This is a genomic window from Streptomyces sp. NPDC006739 (assembly GCF_042869815.1).
Taxonomy (GTDB): Bacteria; Actinomycetota; Actinomycetes; order Streptomycetales; family Streptomycetaceae; genus Streptomyces.
On sequence record NZ_JBIAGM010000054.1, the window covers coordinates 1 to 22431 of the forward strand.

At 68.1% G+C, this 22431-nt stretch carries 24 protein-coding genes, 4 pseudogenes and 1 CRISPR repeat array; of the genes and pseudogenes, 14 read left to right on the plus strand and 14 right to left on the minus strand.

Going from position 1 to position 22431, the window contains the following annotated elements; translation table 11 throughout:
* Positions 1–157 precede the first annotated feature (157 nt).
* Together ACFYMM_RS42820 and ACFYMM_RS42825 are read left to right on the plus strand one after the other, a co-directional pair.
* Positions 158–1423, plus strand: coding sequence for an IS701 family transposase (locus ACFYMM_RS42820; RefSeq protein ID WP_388397936.1), 1266 nt, complete (start codon positions 158–160; stop codon positions 1421–1423).
* Between the two features lie 241 nt (positions 1424–1664).
* Complete coding sequence (locus tag ACFYMM_RS42825) at positions 1665–1997, plus strand: type II toxin-antitoxin system PemK/MazF family toxin (RefSeq protein WP_388397938.1); 333 nt, start codon at positions 1665–1667, stop codon at positions 1995–1997.
* Between the two features lie 21 nt (positions 1998–2018).
* Here ACFYMM_RS42825 and ACFYMM_RS42830 read toward each other — a convergent pair.
* The 4 genes and pseudogenes from ACFYMM_RS42830 to ACFYMM_RS42845 all read right to left on the minus strand — a co-directional run bounded on the left by ACFYMM_RS42830 (position 2019) and on the right by ACFYMM_RS42845 (position 5240).
* A pseudogene (locus ACFYMM_RS42830) lies at positions 2019–3136 on the minus strand (IS630 family transposase).
* A 27-nt stretch (positions 3137–3163) separates the two neighbouring features.
* Complete coding sequence (locus tag ACFYMM_RS42835; RefSeq protein ID WP_388397941.1) at positions 3164–3364, minus strand: transposase; 201 nt, start codon at positions 3362–3364, stop codon at positions 3164–3166.
* A gap of 112 nt (positions 3365–3476) precedes the next feature.
* Positions 3477–4223, minus strand: a complete 747-nt coding sequence (locus ACFYMM_RS42840; RefSeq protein WP_388397944.1) for an SDR family oxidoreductase — start codon at positions 4221–4223, stop codon at positions 3477–3479.
* A 117-nt stretch (positions 4224–4340) separates the two neighbouring features.
* The gene (locus ACFYMM_RS42845) at positions 4341–5240 is read right to left on the minus strand and encodes an RNA polymerase sigma-70 factor (RefSeq protein ID WP_388397947.1); all 900 of its coding nucleotides are present in this window, start codon (positions 5238–5240) and stop codon (positions 4341–4343) included.
* A gap of 210 nt (positions 5241–5450) precedes the next feature.
* Here ACFYMM_RS42845 and ACFYMM_RS42850 point away from each other — a divergent pair, with 210 nt between their 5' ends.
* From ACFYMM_RS42850 to ACFYMM_RS42870, 5 genes and pseudogenes are all read left to right on the plus strand, one after another.
* On the plus strand, positions 5451–5888 hold the full coding sequence (locus ACFYMM_RS42850; RefSeq protein WP_388397949.1) for an Rrf2 family transcriptional regulator: 438 nt from the start codon (positions 5451–5453) through the stop codon (positions 5886–5888).
* A 121-nt stretch (positions 5889–6009) separates the two neighbouring features.
* Positions 6010–7008: a zinc-binding alcohol dehydrogenase family protein gene (locus tag ACFYMM_RS42855; RefSeq protein ID WP_388397952.1), complete on the plus strand. Its 999-nt coding sequence runs from the start codon at positions 6010–6012 to the stop codon at positions 7006–7008.
* Between the two features lie 31 nt (positions 7009–7039).
* Positions 7040–7522, plus strand: coding sequence for a GNAT family N-acetyltransferase (locus tag ACFYMM_RS42860; protein ID WP_388397954.1), 483 nt, complete (start codon positions 7040–7042; stop codon positions 7520–7522).
* Between the two features lie 214 nt (positions 7523–7736).
* A pseudogene (locus ACFYMM_RS42865) lies at positions 7737–7964 on the plus strand (hypothetical protein); the annotation flags it as partial.
* A 225-nt stretch (positions 7965–8189) separates the two neighbouring features.
* Positions 8190–8463: a CRISPR direct-repeat array (repeat unit 30 nt; unit sequence CGTCCTCCCCACGCAGGTGGGGGTGATCCG).
* Position 8464: 1 nt separating this feature from the next.
* Entirely contained in the window at positions 8465–8689 is a 225-nt protein-coding gene (locus ACFYMM_RS42870; RefSeq protein ID WP_388397957.1) for an STAS domain-containing protein, read from the plus strand.
* 379 nt (positions 8690–9068) lie between these two features.
* Here the strand turns inward: ACFYMM_RS42870 and ACFYMM_RS42875 are convergent, their stop codons facing one another.
* Positions 9069–9278: a cold-shock protein gene (locus ACFYMM_RS42875; RefSeq protein ID WP_388397994.1), complete on the minus strand. Its 210-nt coding sequence runs from the start codon at positions 9276–9278 to the stop codon at positions 9069–9071.
* Positions 9279–10408: 1130 nt separating this feature from the next.
* On the opposite strand from ACFYMM_RS42875, the gene ACFYMM_RS42880 reads away from it, so the two are divergent.
* Complete coding sequence (locus ACFYMM_RS42880) at positions 10409–10546, plus strand: hypothetical protein (protein ID WP_388397959.1); 138 nt, start codon at positions 10409–10411, stop codon at positions 10544–10546.
* A 21-nt stretch (positions 10547–10567) separates the two neighbouring features.
* On the opposite strand, the gene ACFYMM_RS42885 is transcribed toward ACFYMM_RS42880, so the two are convergent.
* The 3 genes from ACFYMM_RS42885 to ACFYMM_RS42895 form a co-directional block, all read right to left on the minus strand.
* Positions 10568–10816 (minus strand): cold-shock protein, encoded by a 249-nt coding sequence (locus tag ACFYMM_RS42885; protein ID WP_388397997.1) that lies wholly within the window; start codon positions 10814–10816, stop codon positions 10568–10570.
* 909 nt (positions 10817–11725) lie between these two features.
* Complete coding sequence (locus ACFYMM_RS42890; protein ID WP_388397961.1) at positions 11726–12241, minus strand: hypothetical protein; 516 nt, start codon at positions 12239–12241, stop codon at positions 11726–11728.
* Between the two features lie 679 nt (positions 12242–12920).
* Positions 12921–13235 (minus strand): hypothetical protein, encoded by a 315-nt coding sequence (locus tag ACFYMM_RS42895; RefSeq protein WP_388397964.1) that lies wholly within the window; start codon positions 13233–13235, stop codon positions 12921–12923.
* 507 nt (positions 13236–13742) lie between these two features.
* On the opposite strand from ACFYMM_RS42895, the gene ACFYMM_RS42900 reads away from it, so the two are divergent.
* Positions 13743–15068, plus strand: coding sequence for an IS110 family transposase (locus tag ACFYMM_RS42900; protein WP_388397967.1), 1326 nt, complete (start codon positions 13743–13745; stop codon positions 15066–15068).
* 143 nt (positions 15069–15211) lie between these two features.
* Here ACFYMM_RS42900 and ACFYMM_RS42905 read toward each other — a convergent pair whose 3' ends face one another.
* Entirely contained in the window at positions 15212–15391 is a 180-nt protein-coding gene (locus ACFYMM_RS42905; protein WP_388397970.1) for a hypothetical protein, read from the minus strand.
* Between the two features lie 249 nt (positions 15392–15640).
* On the opposite strand from ACFYMM_RS42905, the gene ACFYMM_RS42910 reads away from it, so the two are divergent.
* The gene (locus tag ACFYMM_RS42910; protein ID WP_388397973.1) at positions 15641–16330 is read left to right on the plus strand and encodes a hypothetical protein; all 690 of its coding nucleotides are present in this window, start codon (positions 15641–15643) and stop codon (positions 16328–16330) included.
* Positions 16331–16351: 21 nt separating this feature from the next.
* Here the strand turns inward: ACFYMM_RS42910 and ACFYMM_RS42915 are convergent.
* Positions 16352–17226, minus strand: a protein-coding gene (locus ACFYMM_RS42915) for an IS5 family transposase (RefSeq protein WP_388397976.1) whose coding sequence is annotated in 2 segments (ribosomal slippage) — positions 16352–16836 and positions 16836–17226 — 876 coding nt in all. Because the reading frame shifts where the segments join, the coding sequence is not laid out codon by codon here.
* Positions 17227–17712: 486 nt separating this feature from the next.
* Here ACFYMM_RS42915 and ACFYMM_RS42920 point away from each other — a divergent pair.
* A pseudogene (locus ACFYMM_RS42920) lies at positions 17713–17898 on the plus strand (transposase); the annotation flags it as partial.
* Between the two features lie 237 nt (positions 17899–18135).
* Here ACFYMM_RS42920 and ACFYMM_RS42925 read toward each other — a convergent pair.
* Positions 18136–18696, minus strand: a complete 561-nt coding sequence (locus ACFYMM_RS42925; RefSeq protein WP_388397979.1) for a TetR family transcriptional regulator — start codon at positions 18694–18696, stop codon at positions 18136–18138.
* A gap of 37 nt (positions 18697–18733) precedes the next feature.
* Between ACFYMM_RS42925 and ACFYMM_RS42930 the strand changes: the two genes are divergently transcribed.
* Both ACFYMM_RS42930 and ACFYMM_RS42935 read left to right on the plus strand, forming a co-directional pair.
* The gene (locus ACFYMM_RS42930) at positions 18734–19774 is read left to right on the plus strand and encodes an epoxide hydrolase family protein (RefSeq protein ID WP_388397981.1); all 1041 of its coding nucleotides are present in this window, start codon (positions 18734–18736) and stop codon (positions 19772–19774) included.
* Between the two features lie 129 nt (positions 19775–19903).
* Positions 19904–20377: a hypothetical protein gene (locus tag ACFYMM_RS42935; protein ID WP_388397984.1), complete on the plus strand. Its 474-nt coding sequence runs from the start codon at positions 19904–19906 to the stop codon at positions 20375–20377.
* A 65-nt stretch (positions 20378–20442) separates the two neighbouring features.
* Here ACFYMM_RS42935 and ACFYMM_RS42940 read toward each other — a convergent pair.
* From ACFYMM_RS42940 to ACFYMM_RS42950, 3 genes and pseudogenes are all read right to left on the minus strand, one after another.
* Positions 20443–20670 (minus strand): annotated as a pseudogene (locus ACFYMM_RS42940) (hypothetical protein); the annotation flags it as partial.
* Positions 20671–20834: 164 nt separating this feature from the next.
* Positions 20835–20984, minus strand: a complete 150-nt coding sequence (locus tag ACFYMM_RS42945; protein ID WP_388397987.1) for a hypothetical protein — start codon at positions 20982–20984, stop codon at positions 20835–20837.
* Between the two features lie 467 nt (positions 20985–21451).
* A complete protein-coding gene (locus ACFYMM_RS42950) occupies positions 21452–21745 on the minus strand; it encodes a hypothetical protein (protein ID WP_388397989.1) in 294 nt (97 codons plus the stop codon).
* A gap of 239 nt (positions 21746–21984) precedes the next feature.
* Here ACFYMM_RS42950 and ACFYMM_RS42955 point away from each other — a divergent pair.
* A partial coding sequence (locus ACFYMM_RS42955; protein WP_388397991.1) for a transposase occupies positions 21985–22431 on the plus strand: 447 nt, incomplete at its 3' end.

The following is a 22431-nucleotide window of genomic DNA, read 5'->3' on the forward strand; positions in this document are numbered from 1 at the left end:
CCCGTAACACCACCGTCCCGCACCCGCCCCCGAGCACCCGAAACACCCCGCCACCTGGATATATACCCCGAGAAAGAGGAATCCAGCACTAGTAGTGCTTGGTCAGGTTCATTTGTCGGTGGCGTGTCCGGTTGAGGAGCTGCGTCGTTGACCGGGTGTGACACCTGAGGAGTTGGATGAAGTCCGGTGTCGTCTGGAGGACTTCGCGGCGGATGTGTTCGAGCCGTTCGCGCGGGCGGATCAGCGTCGGTGGGGCGGGGTGTATCTGCGGGGGCTGCTGCTGGACGGGCAGCGGAAATCGGTGGAGCCTATGGCCGCCCGGCTGGGTGAGGACGGCAACCGGCAGGCTCTGGCGCACTTCATCACGACCAGCCCGTGGGATCCGGCGCATGTGCGGGCCCGCCTCGCGTGGAAGATGACCACGGCCATCAAACCGACCGCGTTGATCATCGATGACACGGGCTTCATCAAGGACGGCGACGCGTCGGCGTGTGTGTCGCGGCAGTACACGGGCACGGCAGGCAAGGTCACCAACTGCCAGGCGGGTGTGTCCTTGCATCTGGCCTCGGACACCGCCTCGGCGGCGATCGACTGGCGTTTGTTCCTGCCCAAGAGCTGGGATCCCACCTCGCCGCAGGCCGACCCGGGCAAGGTGGCCGGTCGCGAGCGGTGCGGCATCCCGCCGGATGTGGGCCATGTCGAGAAGTGGCAGCTGGCCCTGGACATGATCGACGAGAGCAGGTCCCGGGGCATCGATGTCCCCCTGGCCGTGGCCGACGGCGGCTACGGGGACACCGCGGCCTTCCGGCTCGGCCTGGAGACACGCCGGCTGCACTACGTGGTGGGCAGCTCGACCACCGTCACGGCCCACCCACACGACGCAAGGCCGCACACCCCGCCCCACAGCGGCCGCGGGCGCCCGCCCCAGCCGGCTTATCCCGAGGCGCCCAGGAGTGTGAAGGAGCTGGTCATCGCCGCGGGGAAGCCGGCGGCCCGGCCGGTGCAGTGGCGAGAGGGCTCCCGCCCGGGCAGCGGCCGCAGCGGGTTCAAGCGCATGTACTCGCGGTTCGTGGCGCTGCGGATCCGGCCCGCCGGACGCGAGATCCGCAAGGCCGTCGGGCAAGCCGAGTTGCCCGCGTGCTGGCTGCTGGCCGAATGGCCCGCCGCCGAGCCGGAGCCGGTGCAGTTCTGGCTCTCCAACCTGCCCGCCGACACTCCGCTCACCACGCTCGTGCGGCTGGCCAAACTCCGCTGGCGCATCGAGCACGACTACCGCGAGATGAAACAGGCCCTGGGCCTGGCCCACTTCGAGGGCCGCACCTGGAACGGCTGGCACCACCACGTCACCCTCGTCTCCGCCGCCCACGCCTTCTGCACGCTCCAGCGACTGGCCCGGACCCCAAAAGAGACGGCGCCGGCCTGAGCCTCTACCAGGTCGTCCGCGAGATGCAGTTACTCCTCGCGGTCTGGACCGGCGCCTGCCCCACCTGTCACCGCGACATACCCACGCGATACAACCTGACCAAGCCCTTAGTGCTGTGACCGCGAAGGTTCACCGGGTTCGCTGGCCGCTGCGACCGCTGGACTGGTTGGATTACGGCCGACAATGAGGTGTTGGTCCGGGGCGTGGAAGGTTCCCCCGCGATCCTGCGTCGGGAGGGCACATGCAGCGGGGCGAGGTCTGGTTGGCGGACTTTGACGAGCGGCGGCCGGTAGTACTGCTGTCAGGAGACGAAGCGTCCGGGTTCCGAGCGATGCAGGTCGTCGCTCCTGCGGGGACCGAGATCAGCGGTGTGGCCGTCGAGGTGGCAGTGGGGTCGCCCGAGGGGCTGCCTCTCGAGGGCGTGCTTCGAGTGGCGCTGCCACGTCCCGGTCTTGTCCCGTGCACTTGGCTGGTCACGCTGGCCAAGGAAGATCTGACCGAGCAGGTGGGAGTCTTGTCGTCAGCGAAGCTCGGCGAGATCGAGGATGCCCTCCGTGCCGGTGGACTCGAGTAGGCGGCGCACCAGGCTGCTTGATCAGGCAACGAGCGGGGGTCGGCCTCCCCAGCGAAGGCCCTTCTCGCTGCGGATGCGGGCGCGTTCCTTGCGCTGGGCGGCCAGGACGTCAGGGTGGCGGGCATTCTTGTTCCGCCAGCGCAGGTAGGCGTGCAGGGCCCGGGTCTGGATCGTGTGGTTCGGATGATGCGAGTTGGCCAGGGTGAACTGCCGCAGCGGCCCGAAGTGGGCCTCGATGGGGTTCGCCCAGGATGCGTAGGTCGGGGTGAAGCACAGTTCGACCTTGTTCTTTGCCGCCCACCTGCGGATTCTCCAGTTCAGGTGGGCGGAGAGGTTGTCGAGGATCACGTAGATGGGGCCGCCGTCCGGGCGGGTGGCCCGGATCGCTCGCAGGGCTGCCCAGGTGTGGTCGATGCCTTTGCGTCTGCGGTTGACGCCCCACAGTTTGTCGTCGCCGACCGAGTAGCAGCCGTGGAAGTAGGTGATCCCGTGGGTGCGGTGGAAGGTGGCCGGCAGCCGGTTCGGTTTGCCCTGCTTAGCCCAGCAGGATCCGGCGACGGGACGGATGCCGAGGGGGCCGAACTCGTCGAACGCGAACGTGCGGTCTGGTCTTTCGTTGATCGCGTACTCGATCCTGGCGAGCTTGGCGTCGAAGGCCTGGCCTGGGGACTCCTTCCAGGTCTTCGTGCGCTGGAAGGAGATCCCCCGGCGGACCAGCAGACAGCGCAGGGCTTCCCGGCCGATCAGCACTGGCCGGGAGATGTTGCGCCGCAGGTGCTCGGCGAGCTTTCGGACCGACCAGCGGGTGAAGGGCTTGCCCAGCAGGGTTGGGCGGGTGGTGGCCGTCTGGATGACGAAGTCCTCGTCGTCACGATTCAGCGGGCGGGGACGGTCTCCCGCCCACCGAGGGTCCAGGCATGCGAGCCCGATCTCGTTGAAGCGGTGGATCACGTCCCGAACGGTGTCCTCATCCGCCTGGACCAACCGCGCGATCACCGGGACCGTGCTGCCGCCGGCCGAGGCCAGCACCATCATCGTCCGCCGAAACCGCACCGAGCTGGTGCTGCCCCCCGAACGATCTGCTGCAGCTTCTGCCCCTCCTGCTGGGTCAGCCCACGGACCCTGACCGGTAACGCCATCCCGCCTCCCCATGCCAGTCGAAGTCGTCACATCCGATGGACGAAGCGGTGGTAGACGGTCTGCTCGGCTCCGAACTCGCCCGGTGCGTCCTGCCACTGACCACCGATACTGAACCGCCAGCTCACCCTCTCGAACCGCTGCCGTAGCCGCTGCGGGTACGGGCTGTTCCTGCCGATCGGCAGGAACAGCCCGATCAACTCCCATTCATCGTCGACTAGGTGCCGCACGTGCCCCGCCGGCGTTCTACCAGACTGGCCAGCGTCCCGAAGCCGGATCTCACGTTGGGGGCTCCCTCGGCTTGTGGGGGGCGCCTTCACGCCCGGCACGTGCCTCAGGGCATCAGCCTCGCGCAGGAAAACGCCCCGTCAGGAACTGCTCGAACGTGACCTTGCCCACCGCCCGCTCCGGCGTCAAATGCCCACCCGCCCGGAAGCTGTGGTAGGTCTTGCCTGCCAGGCGTACGTTCAGCAGGGGGCGACGGCGTCCGCTCGCCCGCAGATAGGCCCCAGCGAGCTCCGGAAACGTACGGACCTCGGGCCCGCCCATATCCGGCACCCGCCCCGCGGGCGCCCGGGTTGCGAGCTCGGCGAGGTAGGTGGCGACCTCCGCCGCCTCGATCGGCTGGTCGGCGACCCCCGCCGGGAGCAGCATGACCGGTAGCTTCGCCGAGCCCTGCAGGACCTGCAGCACCAGGTCGTGGAACTGCGTCGTGCGCAGCACGGTCCAGCCGAGTCCGGACTCCTCGATCAGCCTCTCGACGGTGAGCTTGGTCCGGTAGTAGCCGAGCGGCACCTGGTCGACGCCGACGATCGAGATGTACACCAGATGCCGCACCCCGGCCCGGCGGGCCGCCTCGATCAGATGGCGTGCCGCCTGCTCGTCGCCGCCGCGCGGGTTGGTCGCACAGTGCACGACGGTATCCACGCCCGCGACGGCCGCGGCCAACCCTGTGCCCTCGCGCAGGTCCACGGCGTACGGCCAGGAGTGCCGGCTCAGCACGCGCACCTCGTGCCCGTCTGCGCGCAGCCGCTCAGTGACGAGCCGGCCGAGCGTTCCGGTGCCGCCAGTCACCAGGATCGTGGTCATCGCAGTTCTCATCCCTTCGGTGTGCGTGCGCTCCCCGGTGGAACGCACGTCATCCGCTGAGAACCGACGAGCACCCGCAGATGTGACAGGCTCCTCGCAACCACTGCCACCCGTGGGTCACCCCATCGGGACGGTTGCGGCGAACTGCTGGCCCGCGAACGCGAGTTTGTCTGGGTTCATGACGACCCGCACCTGGGCGATGACGCTGTCGCGCAGTTCGAAGGAGGCGACGGCGATGAGCTGCTTGGCCGCGTGCACCACCAGCGCCGGCGCTCCGTTGACCTCGGCGACTGCGAAGTCCCAGCCGCCGGCAAACCGCTGCACGCCGCCCACCAGGAAGCGCATAACCGTCTCCCGGCCGACGAGAGGCCGCCGGGCCGCGGTGACCTTGCCACCGCCGTCGCTCCACCAGGTGACGTCCTTGGCGAGCAGCTTCTCCAGTCCTGCCAGATCGCCCTCGCGTGCTGCCATGACGAAGGACTTGACGAGTTCGTGCTGCTGCTTGCCTCCCGCTGTAAAGCGGACCTCGGGCGTAGCCACCCGCTGGACCGCTCTGCGGTACAGCTGGCGGCAGTTGCTCTCGCTCAGGTCAAGCACCCCGGCGATGTCCCGGTAGCTGTAGCCGAACGCCTCGCGCAACACGTAGACCGCGCGCTCCGTCGGCGTGAGCCTCTCCAACAGCACCAGCAGTGCCGTCGACACGGCGTCGCGCTGCTCGGCGGACTCCAGGGGGCCGAGGGAACCGTCCTGCGTGAACACCGGTTCCGGCAGCCACGGCCCCACGTACTGCTCGCGCTGCACACGGGCCGAGGTGAGCCGGTTGAGGCAGAGGTTGGTGACGACCCTGGCGAGCCAGGCCCCCGGGTGCTCGATCGCCGCACGGTCGGCGCTGCTCCAGCGCAGATACGCGTCCTGCACCGCGTCCTGTGCCTCCTCGGCGGACCCGAGCAACCGGTAGGCCAGGCCGAACATCCTGGGGCGGTGGGCGGTGAACTCCTCGGCGGTACCTGACGTCACGCGTTCAGCCTGCCAGAGGCGCGGAAGCATCCGGCATCCGGGAGTTGCCTCGGGTGGGAAATCGGCCCACGTGTGGTGCCATGCGGTCATCTGGCTCCGCAGCCTCACCCTGCAAGTGATCATGACTCAAGACAGGCCCTGGTCGACGTATCCGCACACCTGGCCCCGATGCTGTAACTGTTACTGTTGCAGCAAGGGGGTGTGAAGGACGTGAGCGCGAACAGCAGGATGACGGTCGCCGTCCATGTGCTGACCTGGATGGCCCTGGTGCACGGGCGCGGGCGTGACGTCGTCACCTCGGACCAGATCGCCACAAGCGTGGCCACCAACCCGGTAGTGATCCGGCGCAGCCTCGCCGATCTACGGAAGGCGGGCCTGGTGAAGGTCCGGCACGGCGCTGGGGCCGGCTGGACGCTAGCACGCGAGCCTGAGTCCCTCGCCCTGCTCGACGTCTACCGGGCGGTGCACGACGAACCCCTGTTCGCCCTGCATCGCGGTGAACCGAACCAGGCGTGCCCCGTCGGCCGCGGCATCCAGCCCGCGCTGCGCCGCGTCTACGTCGACACGGAGGAGGCCGTGCGGCGGCAACTCGCGGGGGTCTCGATCGCGGACGTCCTGCGAGACACCCTGACCTCACGCTCCGACTGAAGCGCTGAGGGGGCCGGGCCGCTCACTCTTGCCCTCAGTTGTAACAGAATCTGTTTCATTGGCTTGGATCACCAAGGGGCTACTGAAGAACCCGTGATCCGAATGACGGAGGTGGAACGCCATGCGAGCGATCGAGTACCGGCGCCACGGCGGCTACGAGGAACTGCGGCTCGTGGACCGTCCCCCCGAACCGGCCACCGGCGGCCGGGCGTCGATCCAGCTCTCCTACGCCGAAGTGAGCCCGGCCGACAACACCATCAGGGCAGGACGGATGGACCCCTCCCTGCACCAGACCCCGCCCCACATACCCGGCGGCGGCGCGGTGGGACGGATCACCGACCCCGGGGCGACCGGCTTGGCGGAAGGGGCGCGCGTCGTAGTCGTCGGCGGCGGGCTCGGCTGGCGCACCGACGGCACGTGGCGCGAGCAATTGACCGCGGACGCCCGCCAACTGATACCGATCCCTGACGGGGTGAGCGACGAGGCCGCCTGCGCGCTGTTCGCCGGTGCCGGATACAGCACCGCCTACCTCGTCCTGACCCGACTTGCCGGGCTGAAGGCCGGCGGCACCGTCCTGGCGCCAGCCATCGGTGGCTCCGTCGGCATGGGGACGGTGGACGTGGCCCGCGAACTCGGCGCATCCCTGACCGTCTCCACCGCAAGCCGCACCGACAAAGCCGAAGCCGCCCGCGCCGCCGGCCATGAGCACGTCATCGACCTGTCCCGCGAATCCCTGACCGACGGCGTCGCGCGCATCACCGACGGCAGAGGCGTGGACGTCGTGGTCGACGGCGTCGCCGGTCCGCTGCTCGGTCCCTGCATCGCCTCTCTCGCACACGGCGGCGTCTACGTCGGCGTCGGATACTCAGGCGGCACCGAAGGCACGGTGAACATCACCGACCTGATATGGAAGAACGCCACCGCCTACGGCTACACGTTCACGATGACCCCTCCGGATGTCGCCCGCTCCGCTCGCGTGACCCTGCTGGAATGGCTGCGCGCGGGCCGCATCACCTCCACCATCGCCCGCGTGTTCCCGCTGGAACAGGCTGCCGAAGCGCAGCGTCATCTGATCGAGGACCGGCCCTTCGGTCGCGTCCTGCTCACCATGGCCCATTGAAGCGGGCCAAAACAGAAAGGGGAGCCACGAAATGCAGCCACGCAAGGCATCCACAGCCGACATTGCAGAGCTGATCCGGCTGCGCGCCGTCGCGCTGGAGAGCCTGGGCACCAACCCCGGGCCGGTTGACTCACCATGGCGGCGGATCGCCCGCGACTGGTTCGACGAACGCATCAACCGCCGCGACGACTACGTCTGCCTCGTCGTCGGCAGTGACCCCGGCGAACCCCTCCTCGCCTGCGGCATGGCCTGGGTCACCTACCATCTGCCCGGTCCGCGCTGGCCCGACGGGCGCCGCGGCTACCTCGACGGCATCGTCACCGACGCCCCGGCCCGCGGCCGCGGCCACGCACGCCGCATCGTGGACGAACTGGTCGACTGGCTCCACGGAGCAGGCATCCACTACATCCAACTGCACGCCAGCAAGGCCGGGAAGCCCGTGTACGAAGCCGCGGGCTTCGTCACCGGCCGTTACCCGGGCATGGACCTGATCACAGCCCCGCCCACCAGGTAATCCCTCATGGCGTCTGCAAGGCGCCCACGGAAGCCAGTCAGTCCTTGAACGCGTCCTTGGTTTGCATCCGTCGGCGCCTTGCGGCTGACGCTGTCACCAGCGCAAATATCTCCGTTCACCGTCGCAACGCCAGATGACGGATGAAATCAGCGTGAATCGGCTACATTGCCAAGCCTCGACGTCGTCAGCGGCACAAGATGTGAACCCCGGACACCATCTCATCAGCCTCCAGCTCGGCGGAGACCCCAACGACCCGCGGAACCTGTGTGTGGAGCCGGCCGACCCGGGCCACAAGAAGGGCGGCGAGATCAACAACAAGAAGGACCCGGTGGAGACGAAACTGCACACCGCGGTCTGCTCCGGCAAGGTCACCCTCGCCGCGGCCCAGCGGGCCATCGTCACGGACTGGACCACAGCGCTCAGCAGCCTCGGCCTCAACTGATGGCCGCCTCAGCCGGCCACCGGGCCGCCGCCTGAAACGACCGTTCCCAATAGCGGTTGCCGAGCAGAACACGTGCTTTGTGGCGAGAACTTTGAAGGCGTGCGCATCGTGTCCCGGGCCCTGCGGGATCTTCCGCCACTCGCAGCGGCTGGCGATAAGGTGTGGACGATCCCACGGACATTGATAAAGAAAAGTAAAGCGGTCGCAACGCTGCAGGTCAGAAAGCGTCCTCCCCACGCAGGTGGGGGTGATCCGGCACCGTCACCAGGTGGGCCGCCGAGGGACGCGTCCTCCCCACGCAGGTGGGGGTGATCCGCTGATCGGGGAGGCCCCCGGGGTGCACCGCAAGTCCTCCCCACGCAGGTGGGGGTGATCCGCCCCCTACCCTCCCCGTCCCGACCGGAGACCCGTCCTCCCCACGCAGGTGGGGGTGATCCGCTGCTGTACTCCGCGTACAAGGCCAACCGGCCGTCCTCCCCACGCAGGTGGGGGTGAACCTGATGACCGTGCGCGGGGAGATAGACCTGCAGACCTGTCCCCAGCTGTCCCGGGCCGCGTTCGTCACCCCCTTGGGCGGCGAGCCGCTGTACCTGGATCTGTCCGGCGTGTCTTTCATGGATTCCAGCGGGCTGAACCTGCTCTTGTTGCTGCGTCGGCGCTTGCATGCCGAGGGTGGCCGCCTGGCCGTCACGGGGCTCCAGCCGCAGCCTGTGAGCCTCTTGTAAACTACGGGGACCTACGCCCTGCTCGCGGCCGACCCCACGGCCGAGGAGGGCTCCGATGCGGCCCTTAGCGCGTGAGCGCCGGCCCGCTGAGGAAGGCCTGGTCTACACCGCTGCTGCGGTGAGGTCGCAGGGGGGCGGCAAGGGCGCACGATGGAGATGGGCCTCCGTCCGGGATCCCCCGAGCCGGACGGAGGTTCGCTGCTGCCTTGGCAGCTCAAGCTTCCGCGGCGCCGGCTGCCGAGGCCGATGAACGCGGCCGGACCCCGGCCGTCGTGATCGACGAATCGCACCTGCTCGACCACCACCAACTCGAATGCGATCCGCATGCTCACCAGGTTGCGCGTCGCCGGCCTCCATGCGGCTGGGTAGCCGGCGTGGCCTACCCCTCGAGGACCACTACATTTTCGGCCTGTGGTCCCTTTGGTCCCTGGACCAGGTCGTATTCGACTCTGTCGTTGTCCGTGAGGGACTTGAACCCGGAGCTTTGAATCGCGGAGAAGTGCACGAAGACGTCCGGCCCGGCATCGTCCTGGGCGATGAACCCGAAGCCCTTGTCTGCGTTGAACCACTTCACGGTTCCTGTAGCCATCGCATGTTCCTCACGCTTGGTGTCCACTGCTCGACCTATGCTCCCCCTGGCAGGGTCTGGTGTTGGTGCAGGCGGGGCACGGGCACGGTGTGGCGGCGTTGCTGGAGGAAGGGTGCAGCCGGGCGGGGTATCCCGCGGGCTGTACAGGACCCGCGAGTTGGGCAGGCGCCGCCGGGGGATCGGACCTGCCGCCCCGCCCGTTTGCAGGCTTATCCTGCGGCCCGTCCGTTTGCTGTCCGGCGGCGGCGCGCCAGCACCGCACTACCGGTTCCCCGAACAGCTCATAGACGCTCAACGGGGGAGATCGCGCATCACGGCGGACACCACCGCGCAGATCACGGTGGTCACCGCGACGGCGACTATCACCGTCCGTGCGTTCCACGGCGCCGGCCGCTTCGCCCTGCTCACCCGCGACGGCACCGTTGTGATCATCGGACTCAGGCGGGAGCCAGCACGCCCCGGGCAAGGCCGCGAAGAGCCCCTTTCAACACCGCGAGCATCCACGCCCTGCCCAACGACGGGTTACGTGGTGTCGATGTGGTTGAATCCGCGCGGCGGGCTGCGGTTCCTCCAGATCCTCCGCGACCTTGCGCGCCATCGCCGCGCTACGCGGCGGCAGGTAGCTGCGAGTTCTTTCTCAGCCGCCCTGGGCAGAAGGGAAGCGCGCGGCAGCTCGGTGGCGGCCTCGTCACGCAGGCACTCGATCTCGCTGACCTGCCGGTATTGGGCTTCCTCGGCTTCCCTGCCCCGATGCTTCTGGACCCTGGCCGCGCGCCTGGCCGTCTGCTTGGCTTTCTTGCCGGTGGGCGCCGATGCGTCCGCACAGGCGGTCCCCGCCACGGCTCGGACTCCGGCTCCGGGCGGGGCTCGGTGCGCGAGGCGAAGCCGGAGGCGATCAGCTTCTCCAGGCGAGCCTTCTGTTTTCGGTCAGAGAGGTCACCGGGGCCCGGCCTGCGGCCAACCCACCATCACCGGAACCCGTCAGGGACCTGGCTCGGTACAGCCGAATATCACCCGAACGGCCTACACGCTCTCGCGTTGAACAAGCGCCGTTGCCCCGTTCGGAGCAGTCTGGCCAAGAGTCTGTTGCCATCGCGTTCCCGCGATCACTGCTCCACCGGGAGAGCGTCATGGTCGTGGTTGCTCTGCTCCTGCCGGTACTGCTCGTGCTCATGTTGTTCGGACTGGACGCCCTGGAGACCTTCTTGTTCCCCCGGCACACGGAATGGTCCCAGGACGACATAGGACACCCCTCGGAACCGCTTTGACCTGCGGCATCCATCGGGATTTCAGGAATTGGCACTGCCCCCAGCCCCATCTCTACGGCGGCAGATGTTGTCCGCGCGGACGCCCGCGGCGTCGACCGTGAGGTCGAACTCCACCATCTCGCCCACGAGCAACGTCCCATCCCCAGGACCCCGAACCGCTGACCGGTACGCCACGGCATCCGGCCCTCCGCCGTCCTGCCCGACGCGGCCCACACCCCGTTCAGGATCGAACCACTTCACGACTCCCACAGGCACGTCATCACCCCGCATGGTGGCCGATGAGCGGTCGCCCAGCGTTCCCCCGAGCACGGTCGGCGGCAAAGGGCGCGATCCCGGTCGCACGAGGCGTGAACCCGGCGCTCGGGCCCGCCGTCACCACGCTTAAAACTGCTAAACCACCCCTATTTCGACAGGTTGGCGGCTTGGCGATCCGTCTTACTCCGGCCCACGCAGAAGGCATGCAGCAACTGAATGTCTACAAAGGGATATTTAGCACAATGTGCTCGTGCGGTCTCTCCCGGTCCCTTGCCCCGCACACCTGATGTCGGATGCCACCGGCACCGACGCCTTCCACGCCGCATACCGCTGGGCCATGGCGCAGAACGCCGTATGCATCGCCGTTGAATCCGAAAAGCGCCAGCAGTGGACCGTCAAGGCGGACACACTCACCGCCGGCTCCGGCCGCACCGTCGACGCCGCTGTGAACGATGCAGTCCGAGCCGCGATCACCCGCCTGGTCCAGAACCGCGAGGTCGGTCTGGACGCCTACACGGGACCGGGAGCCTCGGACAACTGCGCCGAGAACGTCCCCCGTTCTTCCCGCGCCTGGGCCGTCTCGCCGGGTGTCGCATCGCCCCTTGCCCGTGCCCCTGGTCACGGGGCTATCGCATATGGCGCGCGGCTCGGGCCCTTCCTCGCCCGTTTGGCGGTGTCCGAATGCCCGGAAGCCGGCCGGGGGGCGTCGCGGGGGTCAGGCGCCAACGGGAGGTGTGGGGGCGGCAGTCGTCCGGTGGCTTGGCCGGTGGGAGCGGGAGGATGGCCGCGCGGGTCCGCCTGGAGCGTCCCTCGTCCGGTTTGGGTAGGGCGTGCGCGGCGTGTGGTTGTCGGACAATGGTCGGGTCTGGCGTCCCGGCCCGATTGCGGCGGGCCGGGATGCCACGTCATGCGGCCGGTTCAGGGTCAGTCCCGGTCCTCGTCGTGGTCGCCGTGGTGCTTGACCACCCGGAAGCTGCCCACCACTCCGTTCTCGATGTCGATGCCGTCGGTGCAGTCCACGTGGACCCCGTCGCTCTGGCTGTGGGGTCCGACCTCGGCGACGGGGGCGCCGTTGTCGCACACCGCGCCGCGGAAGACCTCGACGGTTTTGCGGCTGTCGTTGCGGATGTTCAGGGTCTTGGCACCCAGGCCGCTGATCACGGTGATGCAGTCGCCGGGGTGGGAGGAGTAGGACCGCTCGTTGATCTGGATGCGGCCCTCCTCGTTGTTGTGGTCCTCGTTGTTGCGGCCTTCGTTGCCCTTGCTCTCGTTGCCCTTGCTCTGGTTGTCGTTGCCCTGTCCGGTGCTGCCGCCGAAGGGTGCCGGGGCGCTCTGGGCCGCCGGTGCGGGGGCGGCCGAGGCGTAGGTGATGCCGGTGGCGGTCAGGGCCGCCGCGGCGGCGACCGCGGCAGTGACAAGGGGGGAACGGGAGATCTTCACGTTGCTTCTCCTGTCTCAGAGATGCCGGCTCGGCAGCCGACGTGATTGAACGTACTGACAACCCCCATAGCTGTCATATCGGGCAAATCGGAGAGCGGGCGTCAGGGGTCCGTTCGGTGTACCCGCAGGCCCCGCATGCCGTGCTTCGAATCGGCTGACATGGCTTCAAGTCGTTTTGCAAATAAGGAGATTGACATATCATTAGCCCTTTGAGGTGATTTGCTGACGCCTGCTCACCCCGCCCGGCAGCGTGTCGCTGCGGACGCGATGAGATGAGGTGCGTTAAAGGGACCGGTGTACCAGGGCAGCAACGTCCCACCCCGGCGCCGTCCCGGCGGGCGCTGCCCCCGGCTGCCGCAGATGGCCTTGCGTATCGCTGAACCTGCCCCACGGGGCAGCGTACGGGCGGGGGATACGGTCGATCATGCTCGGCCGTATCAGAACGGCGGGGCGGGGGCGGCCCTTTCGTCATGCGCCCTGGTCCGGGCCGCCCCGACAAGCCGACTCCGCCTTCCGCATCCCGATGGGGGTGCACCGGAGGGCGAGCAGCCACTGCCGCCCCGCCCCGTCCCCTGCCGAGCGCGGGTGGAGCTTCCCCGCCGAGGACTGGCCGGCCCCGCCTCCTGGGCGAGCCCGCCTTCCAGGTGCCTTCCACCCGTGCTGGTGGCTCTGCTGGGGGTCAGGTGGCCAGGGCGTTGCGCAGGTAGGCGGGCAGGACCTGGCAGATGGCCGGGTCCGCTGTCCAGCTGGGCTCGGTGAGTTGGCCGGGAGTGACGACGGATGGGTTGCCGCTGTCGGTGCGGATGGTGACGCGGAACGTTTCCCCCCGGCTGTCCTGGCCGGCGAGGTAGGCGGCGAGGACGGCGCGGCCTACCTCGGTGGGGTTCGCGCTGATGGTGGCGCGGCCGTAGTCTTTGCAGATCCACACGCCGCTGAACCGTTCGTGCATCTGGATTTCCCACCGCACGCAGCAGGGCATGTCTTCGCGGTACACGACCGCGATCATGCCCTCCGCCCCGGCCTCACTCTCGCTACCTGCGAGTACTGGCCGAAAAGCGCGCCTTGTCCGCTGCTGGGACGGCCGGTTTGGTGCACCCGCACGCAGGCCGTCGAGCCGCGGCTGGTGACCGCGCTCCCCGCGCTGGACGGCACTGCGCCGAGGCCGGTGGCCGCTGACCGGCTCCCAGCTCTTTCGGCAGTGAGCCATCGTGCCAGGCGGGGCATTCGGCCACGCCCACCACGTCGTTGCCGTCTACTACAACTTGACGATCTATAGGAGTCGACCGTTCACCTGCGGTGACGCCCCGCGGGCGTGAAAATCGGCACAGGGGCTGTCCGCCGACGCCGCTTGATGTTTGGGCCGTGAGCCCGCATAGGAGTCTGGTGAGGGAGCCGTCCGAGGGGCCGCACACTGTCCTCTTGAGCACGCCGATCAGCTTCTCCGACCCCCTCAGGCTCCCCGGGCAGCCCCGGCCCGAACCAGCACAACAGGGGGCACCTGATGGAGGAGTTGAGAGAAGACCACGACGACGGGACGGTCTCGCGAGTCGCGGCGATCGACATCGCCAAGGCATCTGGCATGGTCTGCCTGCGCGTCCCGCATGACACCATTGATGGGCGGCGCGTCCAGCAGGTCTGGAACGTCGCCTCGACCACCAACGCGATCCTGGAACTCGGTGACCGGCTGGTCTGCCAAGGCGTCGAGCGGGTCGTCATGGAAGCGACAGGCTCGTACTGGCGTCCGTTCTTCTACCTGCTGGAGGCCCGCGGACTGGACTGCTGGCTCGTCAACGCGCGCGATGTGAAGAACGTCCCCGGGCGCCCGAAGACCGACAAGCTGGATGCGGTCTGGCTGGCCAAGCTCGCCGAACGCGGCATGGTCCGGGCCTCGTTCGTCCCGCCGAAGGCCGTCCGGCAACTGCGTGATTTCACCCGGACCCGCACCGTGTTCGTCCAGGAACGCACTCGCCACAAGCACCGGGTGGACAAGGCTCTGCAGGACGCGCAGGTCAAACTGTCCGACGTCGTCTCGAATCTCTTCGGCATGTCGGGACGGGCCATGCTCGATGCGCCGGTCGCCGGCGAACGCAACCCCCGCACCCTCGCCGGCCTCGCCAAGGGCAGCCTGGTCAAGAAGAAGGCCGCCCTCATCGAGGCTCTGACCGGGCAGTTCGAGGACCACCACGCCCGGCTGCTGGGGGTGCTGCTGGGCACCGTCGACCATCTCACCGTCCAGATCCAGGAACTCGACCGGCTCATCGCCCACACGCTGGAAGAGATCACCTCCCCGCACGACGGCCCAGCAGCCGACCCGTGCGCCGGTGGCCTGAGCGCTGTCGCCCCGGCCGAGAAGTTGGACGTCGTCCCCGGGATCGGGCCGGCCACCGCGCAGATCATCCTCGCCGAGATCGGCGCGGACATGAGCCGCTTCCCCACCCCCGAACACCTCGTCTCGTGGGCCAAGTTGTGCCCACGCACGATCCAGTCCGGCGCGAAGAACACCACAGGCCCGGCCGGGCAGGGCAATCCCTGGCTCAAGGGAGCCCTCGGCGAGGCCGCCAATGCCGCCGCCCGCACCGACACCTTCCTCGGCGCCCGCTACCGGCGCATCGTCAAACGCCGTGGCCACGCCAAAGCCCTGGTCGCCGTCGCCCGCTCGATACTCGTCATCGCCTGGCACCTGATCAACGACCCGGACGCCTCCTACCAGGAACTCGGCGCCGACTGGCACCAACGTCACCTCAACCCCGCCCGCAAGACCCGCGACCTCGTCCGCCAGCTCCAGGCCCTCGGCCACCAGGTCACCCTGGAACCCGCGGCCGCCTGACCGACCCCCCGACATCCGGTCCGCAAGCGGCCCGGATGCTGCCGCCTGCCCTCCCGAAGATCGATTTTCCGATCAGCTTCAGAGCCAAGCTGTAAAGGCTGTTGTCATTCCGATCTTGTCGGGGTGACAGGCGAACATATGTCTCAGTCGGTACTGTCCGGTGACGTGGGGGCGCGCGGCCCGTCGTAGGAGTCGGCCAGCGCCCGGGTCAGCTCGCCGACGGTACGGGGCTCACCCCCGGAACTCGCACGGGTGATGGCGGGGTTGCGGTTCTTGGAGCCGGGTGGTCGTCCTGGCTCCGGCCGGGTGGGCGCTCGCGCCATCCGGTGACCGACGAGGCTAGTTCTGTCCCCGTAGTCGCATCCGGAGCCGACCCAGGTGCAGGCAGTCACGTGATCGTCCGAACACGCCCTGGAAAAAGACCATGACTGCCACACCTGTCACTCCAGGTGGCACTTTCACACAGCGTTCGGCCCTGACCAAGCGTCACTCGACGGTCGCGCGTGTGTGTGAAGTGCGCGGCGTGCACGCACACTTGGGAGGTGTCGGTTTTCGGAAAGGACAGTGCATTCATGGGCCTGACCCGTCGGCTTCTCATGCTGCTCTTCGCACCCCTGCTCGCCCTGATGGTGGCACCCGTGCTGGGGACCGGTTCGGCAGTCGCCGCACCGCAGGCGAAGACGATCTCGATCGCCCAGGCCCGCGGCCTGCCGGTCGGGACAGTGGTCACCGTGGCGGGCTCGGTGACGACTCCCTCCGGTGCCTTCGAATCCAGCTTCGGCGACAAGGGATTCGCGCTCCAGGACAGGACCGCCGGTATCTACGTCAGCCTGCACAGCGACGTGCATGCGTACCCGTATCGGCGCGCACGCATCACCGGCACGCTGCGGGACAGCTCCGGACTGCTGACCCTCGTCCCGGCCGACCCTTCCGATGTCGAGGTCGGTCACAAGGGCCGGTCGGTGAAACCGGAGCGGGTCGGCACCGCCGGGGTCGGAGAGGCCACCGAGGGGCGGCTCGTCAAGGCCGTAGGCAGGATCACTCAAGCACCCACGAGCGACCTCCCCTACGGGTACAAGCTGTCCGTCGACGACGGTTCGGGCCCCGTGCCGGTCTTTTTCAATGTGCAGACGGGCATCGACGTCTCCGGCCTGAAGCAGGGGCAGAGGGTGCGGGTGATCGGCTTCAGCAGCCAGTTCGGCACCCACTACGAAATCGATCCGCGGTCGCCGCACGACATCTCGGTGGTCGGGGCCGACTAGGGTCTGTTGTGAAAGTGCTGGTCACAGCCACTCGTTGATGGCTGCGACCAGCACTGTCGCTTCGTAGCGGACGGCGAGTTTGTCGTACCGAGTGGCGACGACCCGATGGCGCTTGAGCCGGTTGATCCCGCATTCGACCGCGTGCCGCTGCTTGTAGTCGTCCTTGTCGAACTTCGGGGGCCGCCCGCCACGCGATCCACGCTTGAGGCGGTTGCGGACACGGTCCGCCGGAACCGGGATGGTGGCCTTGATCCCGCGTCTGCGCAGGTAGGAGCGATTGCCGCGGGAGTCGTACGCTTTGTCGGCCCGCACCCGGTCCGGGCGCTTGCGTGGCCTGCCGAGCCCCAGCCTCGGAACCCGGATGGCTTCCAGGACCGCTTCGAACTGCGGGGAGTCGCCCCGCTGCCCGGCCGTGATCACGACGGACAAGGGCTTTTGCCCCTGCTCGACCGCGAGGTGGATCTTGCTGGTCAGTCCGCCACGGGAGCGTCCGAGGCCGTGGTCGCCCGGCTCGACGAAGATCCCGCCGGGCGGCTCCTTCTGGAGGTCCCCCTTTTCGCCGCCCCGGCGGCATGCTGGTGGGCCCGGCAGACGGTGGAGTCGACGTTGACGTCCCAGGTGGTCAGGCCCTTGGCGTCCGCCTCGGCCTGGAGCTGGGTGAGGATCCTTCCCCAGGTGCCGTCCCGCTGCCAGCGCCGGAACAGGTCATAGACCCGGTCCCACGGCCCGTAACGTTCGGGCACGTCCCGCCAAGGCGCACCGGTCCGGGTCCGCCACCGTATGTCGTCTATCAACTGCCGCCGCGTCCACACCTGCGGCCGACCCGGCTTGATGCCCCGCGGCAGCAACGGCTCAAGCCGGGCCCACTGGCCGTTCGTCAGGTCCCCACGTCCCACAGGACGTGATCATCAACGAACAAGATCCACTTTCGCAACAGACCCTAGGCGTTCCCAACGCTGACCCTGCCGTGGCCGGGAGGCCGACAATCCCCTCTACGCCCCCGGTCCACGCCCTACAGCAGGAAGAGAAGCTGGGAGGGTGGGACAGGCTCCGGGCGACGGGACCGGGCGCCGCTGGTACTCGTCGCGCGCGACGGCGGTTCCGCGCGCGACGCCGGGCGGACAAGCCGCCATGGTCGCTGATCCGACACAGCCGCTCACGTCCGGAACGGGCCCGGTCAATCTGCGCCGTGATGACGTCCAAGCCTCCGCCTCCGCCAGCGAACGTGCTGGACTGGTGACGTCCCGTACGCAGCTCCCCGGGGAGGGACCATGGGCGAGGTCGCCACGGCTGGCCGCCGCCCTGCGCCAGGGCACGTATTGAGCGTGATCAATCTGCAGATTCGCCCTCGCGGCACGGCCTGGACTGGTAGATCGCCTTGTGTGACGCGAGTGCAACTGAGCGACGACGAGTGGGAGTTCGTCGAGCCATACCTGCCGATCGGCGAGTACGGCCCGTACCCCGAGCGACTGCGGCAGCAGTTCGAGGGGGTGATCTGGCGGTTCAAGACCGGCTCGCAGTGGCGGGAGATGCCAAAGGAGTTCGGCGCCTGGTCCGCCCGGGCGGGCACCAAGATCCGGGGTGAGGTCCTCCTTCCTGGATTTCGCCCGGCTGCGCCTGGCCATGCTCCGTCAACTCAAGGCGCCGCTGCTGCCGGACCAGCAGGACACCGACTGCGTACGCCGCGCGTTGCGTAACCTGCGTGCCGACGCTCTGGTCGGCCGGACCCGCCGGGCTCAGCTACCGGGCCCGCGCGTTCCCAAAGGTTCAGAGAACAGGTACTCAGTACTTCTTGCTGTCGTTCGTCACCCGTCGGCGAGGCGTTGGATGGTGGCGCTGAGCCATGCCTGGAGGTGGGCGGGGTCGCCGAGCTCGGAGCGCAGGACCCGGCGGCGGGTCGAGACGCCGAGTACGAAGGCGTCGATCGCTGCGGCTCGGCTGCGGGCGTCCGCCTCGTCCAGGCCGCTGTTGCGCAGGTAGCGGCACAGCGGCTCCAGCGCATTGGTGTCGAGGAAGGCGGCCAGCGCCTCGGCCGCCTCAGGGCGTTCGCCGGACGCGCGTTGCAGGACGAGCAGCGGATCCTCCCCGGGGGCGCCGAACCAGCGCTGGACGATGCTCGCCGCGAGACGCGAACCCAGCCCGGAACGGTCACCGTCGAAGGAGTCGGAGACCGGGATCTCCACCCGGGTTGCCGCCAGGAAGAGCCCCTCCTTGCCACCGAAATAACGGGTGATGAGGTTGGGGGACACAGCGGCCGCGTCGGCTACGTCTTTGACGGTGACCGCCGCATACCCGTGCTGGGCGAACAGTCGTCGCGCGTGCCCCAGGATCCGCTTCCGGGTGGCGGCTGCATTGCGCAAAGTCATGTGTACAAGCATACACATCATGTGTACGCTGATACACATGAACGGGGAGATGCGGGAACGACTCCGGCGGACGCGGCGCGTCACGACGCCGTGGAGTGACGACGGGACGCGCGGCATCCGCAGCTCCCGCCTCGACGAACTGCTCGAGCACTGGGCGAACGGGTACGACTGGGGCGTGCACGAGCGCCGCATCGACGGATTCCCCTGGGCCACGGTGCGGGCGGGCGACACCGACCTGCGTGTGATCCACCAGCGGTCCGCGGATCCCGGCGCCCCGGTCGTCGTGCTGCTGCATGGCTGGCCGGACTCGGTGTTGCGCTTCGAGCGCGTTCTCCCTTTGCTCGCAGACATGCACGTGGTGGTTCCGGCGCTGCCGGGCTTCCCGTTCGCGGCCCCGCTCACCGAGCCCGGTATGTCGGCCCACCGGATCGCCGGGGTCCTCGCGGACGCCCTCGATGAGCTCGGCTACTCGCGGTACACGGTCTCCGGCGGCGACGTGGGCGGCACCATCGCGGAACTCCTCGCGGCCGAACACCCGGATCGGGTGGCCGCACTGCACCTGACGAACATCGCCCCGCAGCGTGCGCTCACCGCCGACCCGGCGAAACTCGCGCCCGACGCAGCGGCCTACCTCCACCGGTCGGCGCAGTGGTTCCGGACCGAAGGCGGATACATCGCGCAGCAGTCGACGCGGCCGAACACGCTCGCCGTCGCTCTCGGCGACTCACCCGCCGGCCTCGCCGCCTGGATCGCCGAGAAGCTGGAGTCCTGGTCCGACGAGTCGGCCTTCACGACAGACGAACTCCTCACCTGGATAACCGTCTACTGGATCACCGGCACGATCGGCACCTCGTTCACCACCTATGCCGAACCGGTCACCCTTCCCGACCGGGTCGACACGCCGACCGTGCTCTCCGTATTCCCGCGCGACATCAAACCGGAACCGCGAAGCTACGCCGAGGCGTTCCTCAACGTTTGCGATTACGTGGAACACCCTGCCGGCGGCCACTTCGCAGCCTGGGAACAGCCCGAGGCTTACGCCAACGGAGTACGCCGTGCGGTCGAGCTGAGCGGCTGAAAAAGAACGTGCGGATGCTGCAACGCCGTGCGCTGACATCGCCCATGGCGTGATAGCCGGCACCGTCAACCTTCATGGTCAGGCACTAGCTTGATACCACACGACACCAACTCGATCCGAGAGGTTTCAATGACACGTCATCTCGATCACGCTAGGCGCTTATGCGCGCTGATCGCTGCAGGAATGCTGTCCGTCGGTCTCGTCGCCGGTTCGGCCTCGGTCGCCTCAGCGAGTACACCGCCGCACGCCCCGGCCGCCGACGCGGTCTCCGACGGCATCCTGCCGCCCGCCGCGCCCGTGCAGAACTACGCGTTCAGCGTGAATGGCACCTTCGCCGAGTACCTGACACAAGTCGACTTCCCCGCTGTAAATGAACTGTATATAGTAAGGTACTCTGGCGCCCACTCCATCATCGACTCATGGTTGGCGAGTCAGAATGACCCTCGAGAACCGAGGCCGGGCTTCGTCAGCGTCAGCACACTCGACTTCGCGGGAAACACCCTCAAGCAGTACGCGTTCCTGTCCCCGGTGATCACCAAGGAGGAGGTCGGCAGGGACCAGATGGCGCTCACCATCACATTCGACAGGATGATCATCCTTTAGCCTCAATCTTTCGCGAGGGCCCGCCGACGGAAGTCGGTGGGCCCTTTCGCTTTCCGGAGCTGGTTGCCGCCTTTCCGGCGCAGGCTGGCCATGTACTGCCCGATGGGCACCATCGCCTCGCCCTCACCCCAGACCGCCTCCTGACGCGGAGCGAGGTGCCCCGTGGCCCGCCGGTAGGACCGCAGCGCGGCGAGCTTCTTCTCGCAGGCTTCCTCGCCCGGCTCCCAGACCATCCCGGCTTCTGGTGCGTCCAGGAGCTCTTTGCGGCGCGGCTCCAGCTCGCCGGCCCGTAGCTGCGGCGTACCGCTCAGCACCTGGATGGCGCCGTCCTCGAGCCAGCCGGTTCGAGCCAGCGCGGACCGTCCGCCACCTGGAGTACCGCTTTCCGCGCCTGAGACCTCGCAGCACTGAACTCCTCGGCAAGATCCGCGACCTCGAACATGATCTCCCCGAAGGCTCACTGCAGCGCATCGTCACCGAGAACACCGGCCTGAAGCAGCAAGTACGACAGCTCACCCAGGACAACCAGGGCCTCCAAGAGCGTCTGGCCAGCGCCCGTCAGAACAATCGCTTCCTGGACAAACGCGTCGCAGATCTTGAGGCCCAACTCGCGCCGTATCTCACCGCCCCACCGCCGCCACCATGACCCAGCCTCGGTGCATCGCCAGATGCGGACGGCACGCTTCCCCGTTCGTCGTCAGGCCCACTCCACGCCCAGCTCCCGCAGTGCGTCCATGTACAGGAGCAGTTTTTCTGATCAAGACTGGGTGTGTTGAACTGGGTTGATCAGTTTGGTGCTGCTCGTGGTCTGTGGTGTGGGGTTGGGAGAGAGGGACGTGTTCCTCTGCGTGGTCGGCGCCATGCGCGCGGGTTTATCAGTTTTCGGATTGGCTGATCAGTCTTTGCCATCTGCAGTGCACGCAGGTCACGTTCGTTGATTGTTGGTATCTGCTGGCGTCGTGGCGGGCTGCCGTCATGGGTGGATGACGGTCCGTCCGTGCCGACACGTCCGGTCTCCGTGCTCCCGATCGGTCTGGAGCCCGAGCGGCGGGCGCCGGGTACGGGCTCCCGCTGTCAGGCCAGCTCGCGGATCACCGGGGTCAGCCACTGGTGATACGCCGCGGCGTCCTCCCGCAGAGCCCGGCTGACCACGACATGCTTCTGCGAGACGCGCCAGCCGACCGCGCCAACGACTGGCAGCTCCGTCACCTGCAGCTCAAAGGGACGGGCCTTGCGCCCCATCTCCGTCTCCACCGCCCGGACAAGGTTCCGTTCAAGGCCACGGCGATCACCGCGCGTCATGGCCTCCGCGTCCTCGCGGCCCCGGGCAGAACTCCACCGCACGGCATCATCGAAGCACTCGCGCACCAGTAGTCCGAGTTCCTCGCCGTCCCCGGATCTGGGCTCCGGCGCAAAGAACCCACGATCAGTCCTTTCTTGCCGCGTCAATTCGCGTTCCCACCACCGGGCCCGGTTGCGTCCAGGGAAGTGGTGTACGGGCTCCCACCTGATCCGGGCGTTTGTCCCGGCGTATGAGTGAGTGCCCGGATACAAGAACGGCCACCGGCTGATCTTCGAGATGTCGAAGCTCGAAGGAGATCAGCACGATGACCGCACCTGACAGTCTGCCCCTGCACGCGCTCGCCGAGGACGACCTCGCTGCGGCGAGTCCCGATCTGCTGCGCGCGATGGTCAAGACGTTCGCCGACGCGCTCATGTCCGCAGAGGCCGACGCCCTCTGCAACGCCGAATACGGGCAGGTCAGCGACGAACGCGTCAACCACCGCAACGGCTACCGCCCACGCGAGTGGGACACCCGCGCCGGCACCGTCGAACTCGCCATTCCCAAGCTGCGCCAGGGCAGTTACTTCCCGCACTGGCTCCTGGAACGCCGCCGCCGGGCCGAGCAGGCCCTCATCTCAGTGGTCGCCACCGCCTACCTGCTCGGCGTCAGCACGCGCAGAGTTGAGAAGCTCGCCGAGTCCCTCGGCGTCACCCAGCTGTCGAAGTCCCAGGTCAGTGCGATGGCCAAGCACCTGGACGAGCAGGTTGCC

Bases quoted from the DNA above. Each gene is read 5' to 3' on its own strand.
- ACFYMM_RS42825 (WP_388397938.1), top strand. From the start codon at position 1,665: ATGCAGCGGGGCGAGGTCTGGTTGGCGGACTTTGACGAGCGGCGGCCG.
- ACFYMM_RS42840 (WP_388397944.1), bottom strand. From the start codon at position 4,223: ATGACCACGATCCTGGTGACTGGCGGCACCGGAACGCTCGGCCGGCTC.
- ACFYMM_RS42855 (WP_388397952.1), top strand. From the start codon at position 6,010: ATGCGAGCGATCGAGTACCGGCGCCACGGCGGCTACGAGGAACTGCGG.
- ACFYMM_RS42860 (WP_388397954.1), top strand. From the start codon at position 7,040: ATGCAGCCACGCAAGGCATCCACAGCCGACATTGCAGAGCTGATCCGG.
- ACFYMM_RS42870 (WP_388397957.1), top strand. From the start codon at position 8,465: ATGACCGTGCGCGGGGAGATAGACCTGCAGACCTGTCCCCAGCTGTCC.
- ACFYMM_RS42875 (WP_388397994.1), bottom strand. From the start codon at position 9,278: ATGGCTACAGGAACCGTGAAGTGGTTCAACGCAGACAAGGGCTTCGGG.
- ACFYMM_RS42880 (WP_388397959.1), top strand. From the start codon at position 10,409: ATGGTCGTGGTTGCTCTGCTCCTGCCGGTACTGCTCGTGCTCATGTTG.
- ACFYMM_RS42885 (WP_388397997.1), bottom strand. From the start codon at position 10,816: ATGCGGGGTGATGACGTGCCTGTGGGAGTCGTGAAGTGGTTCGATCCT.
- ACFYMM_RS42900 (WP_388397967.1), top strand. From the start codon at position 13,743: ATGGAGGAGTTGAGAGAAGACCACGACGACGGGACGGTCTCGCGAGTC.
- ACFYMM_RS42905 (WP_388397970.1), bottom strand. From the start codon at position 15,391: ATGGCGCGAGCGCCCACCCGGCCGGAGCCAGGACGACCACCCGGCTCC.
- ACFYMM_RS42910 (WP_388397973.1), top strand. From the start codon at position 15,641: ATGGGCCTGACCCGTCGGCTTCTCATGCTGCTCTTCGCACCCCTGCTC.
- ACFYMM_RS42925 (WP_388397979.1), bottom strand. From the start codon at position 18,696: ATGACTTTGCGCAATGCAGCCGCCACCCGGAAGCGGATCCTGGGGCAC.
- ACFYMM_RS42930 (WP_388397981.1), top strand. From the start codon at position 18,734: ATGAACGGGGAGATGCGGGAACGACTCCGGCGGACGCGGCGCGTCACG.
- ACFYMM_RS42935 (WP_388397984.1), top strand. From the start codon at position 19,904: ATGACACGTCATCTCGATCACGCTAGGCGCTTATGCGCGCTGATCGCT.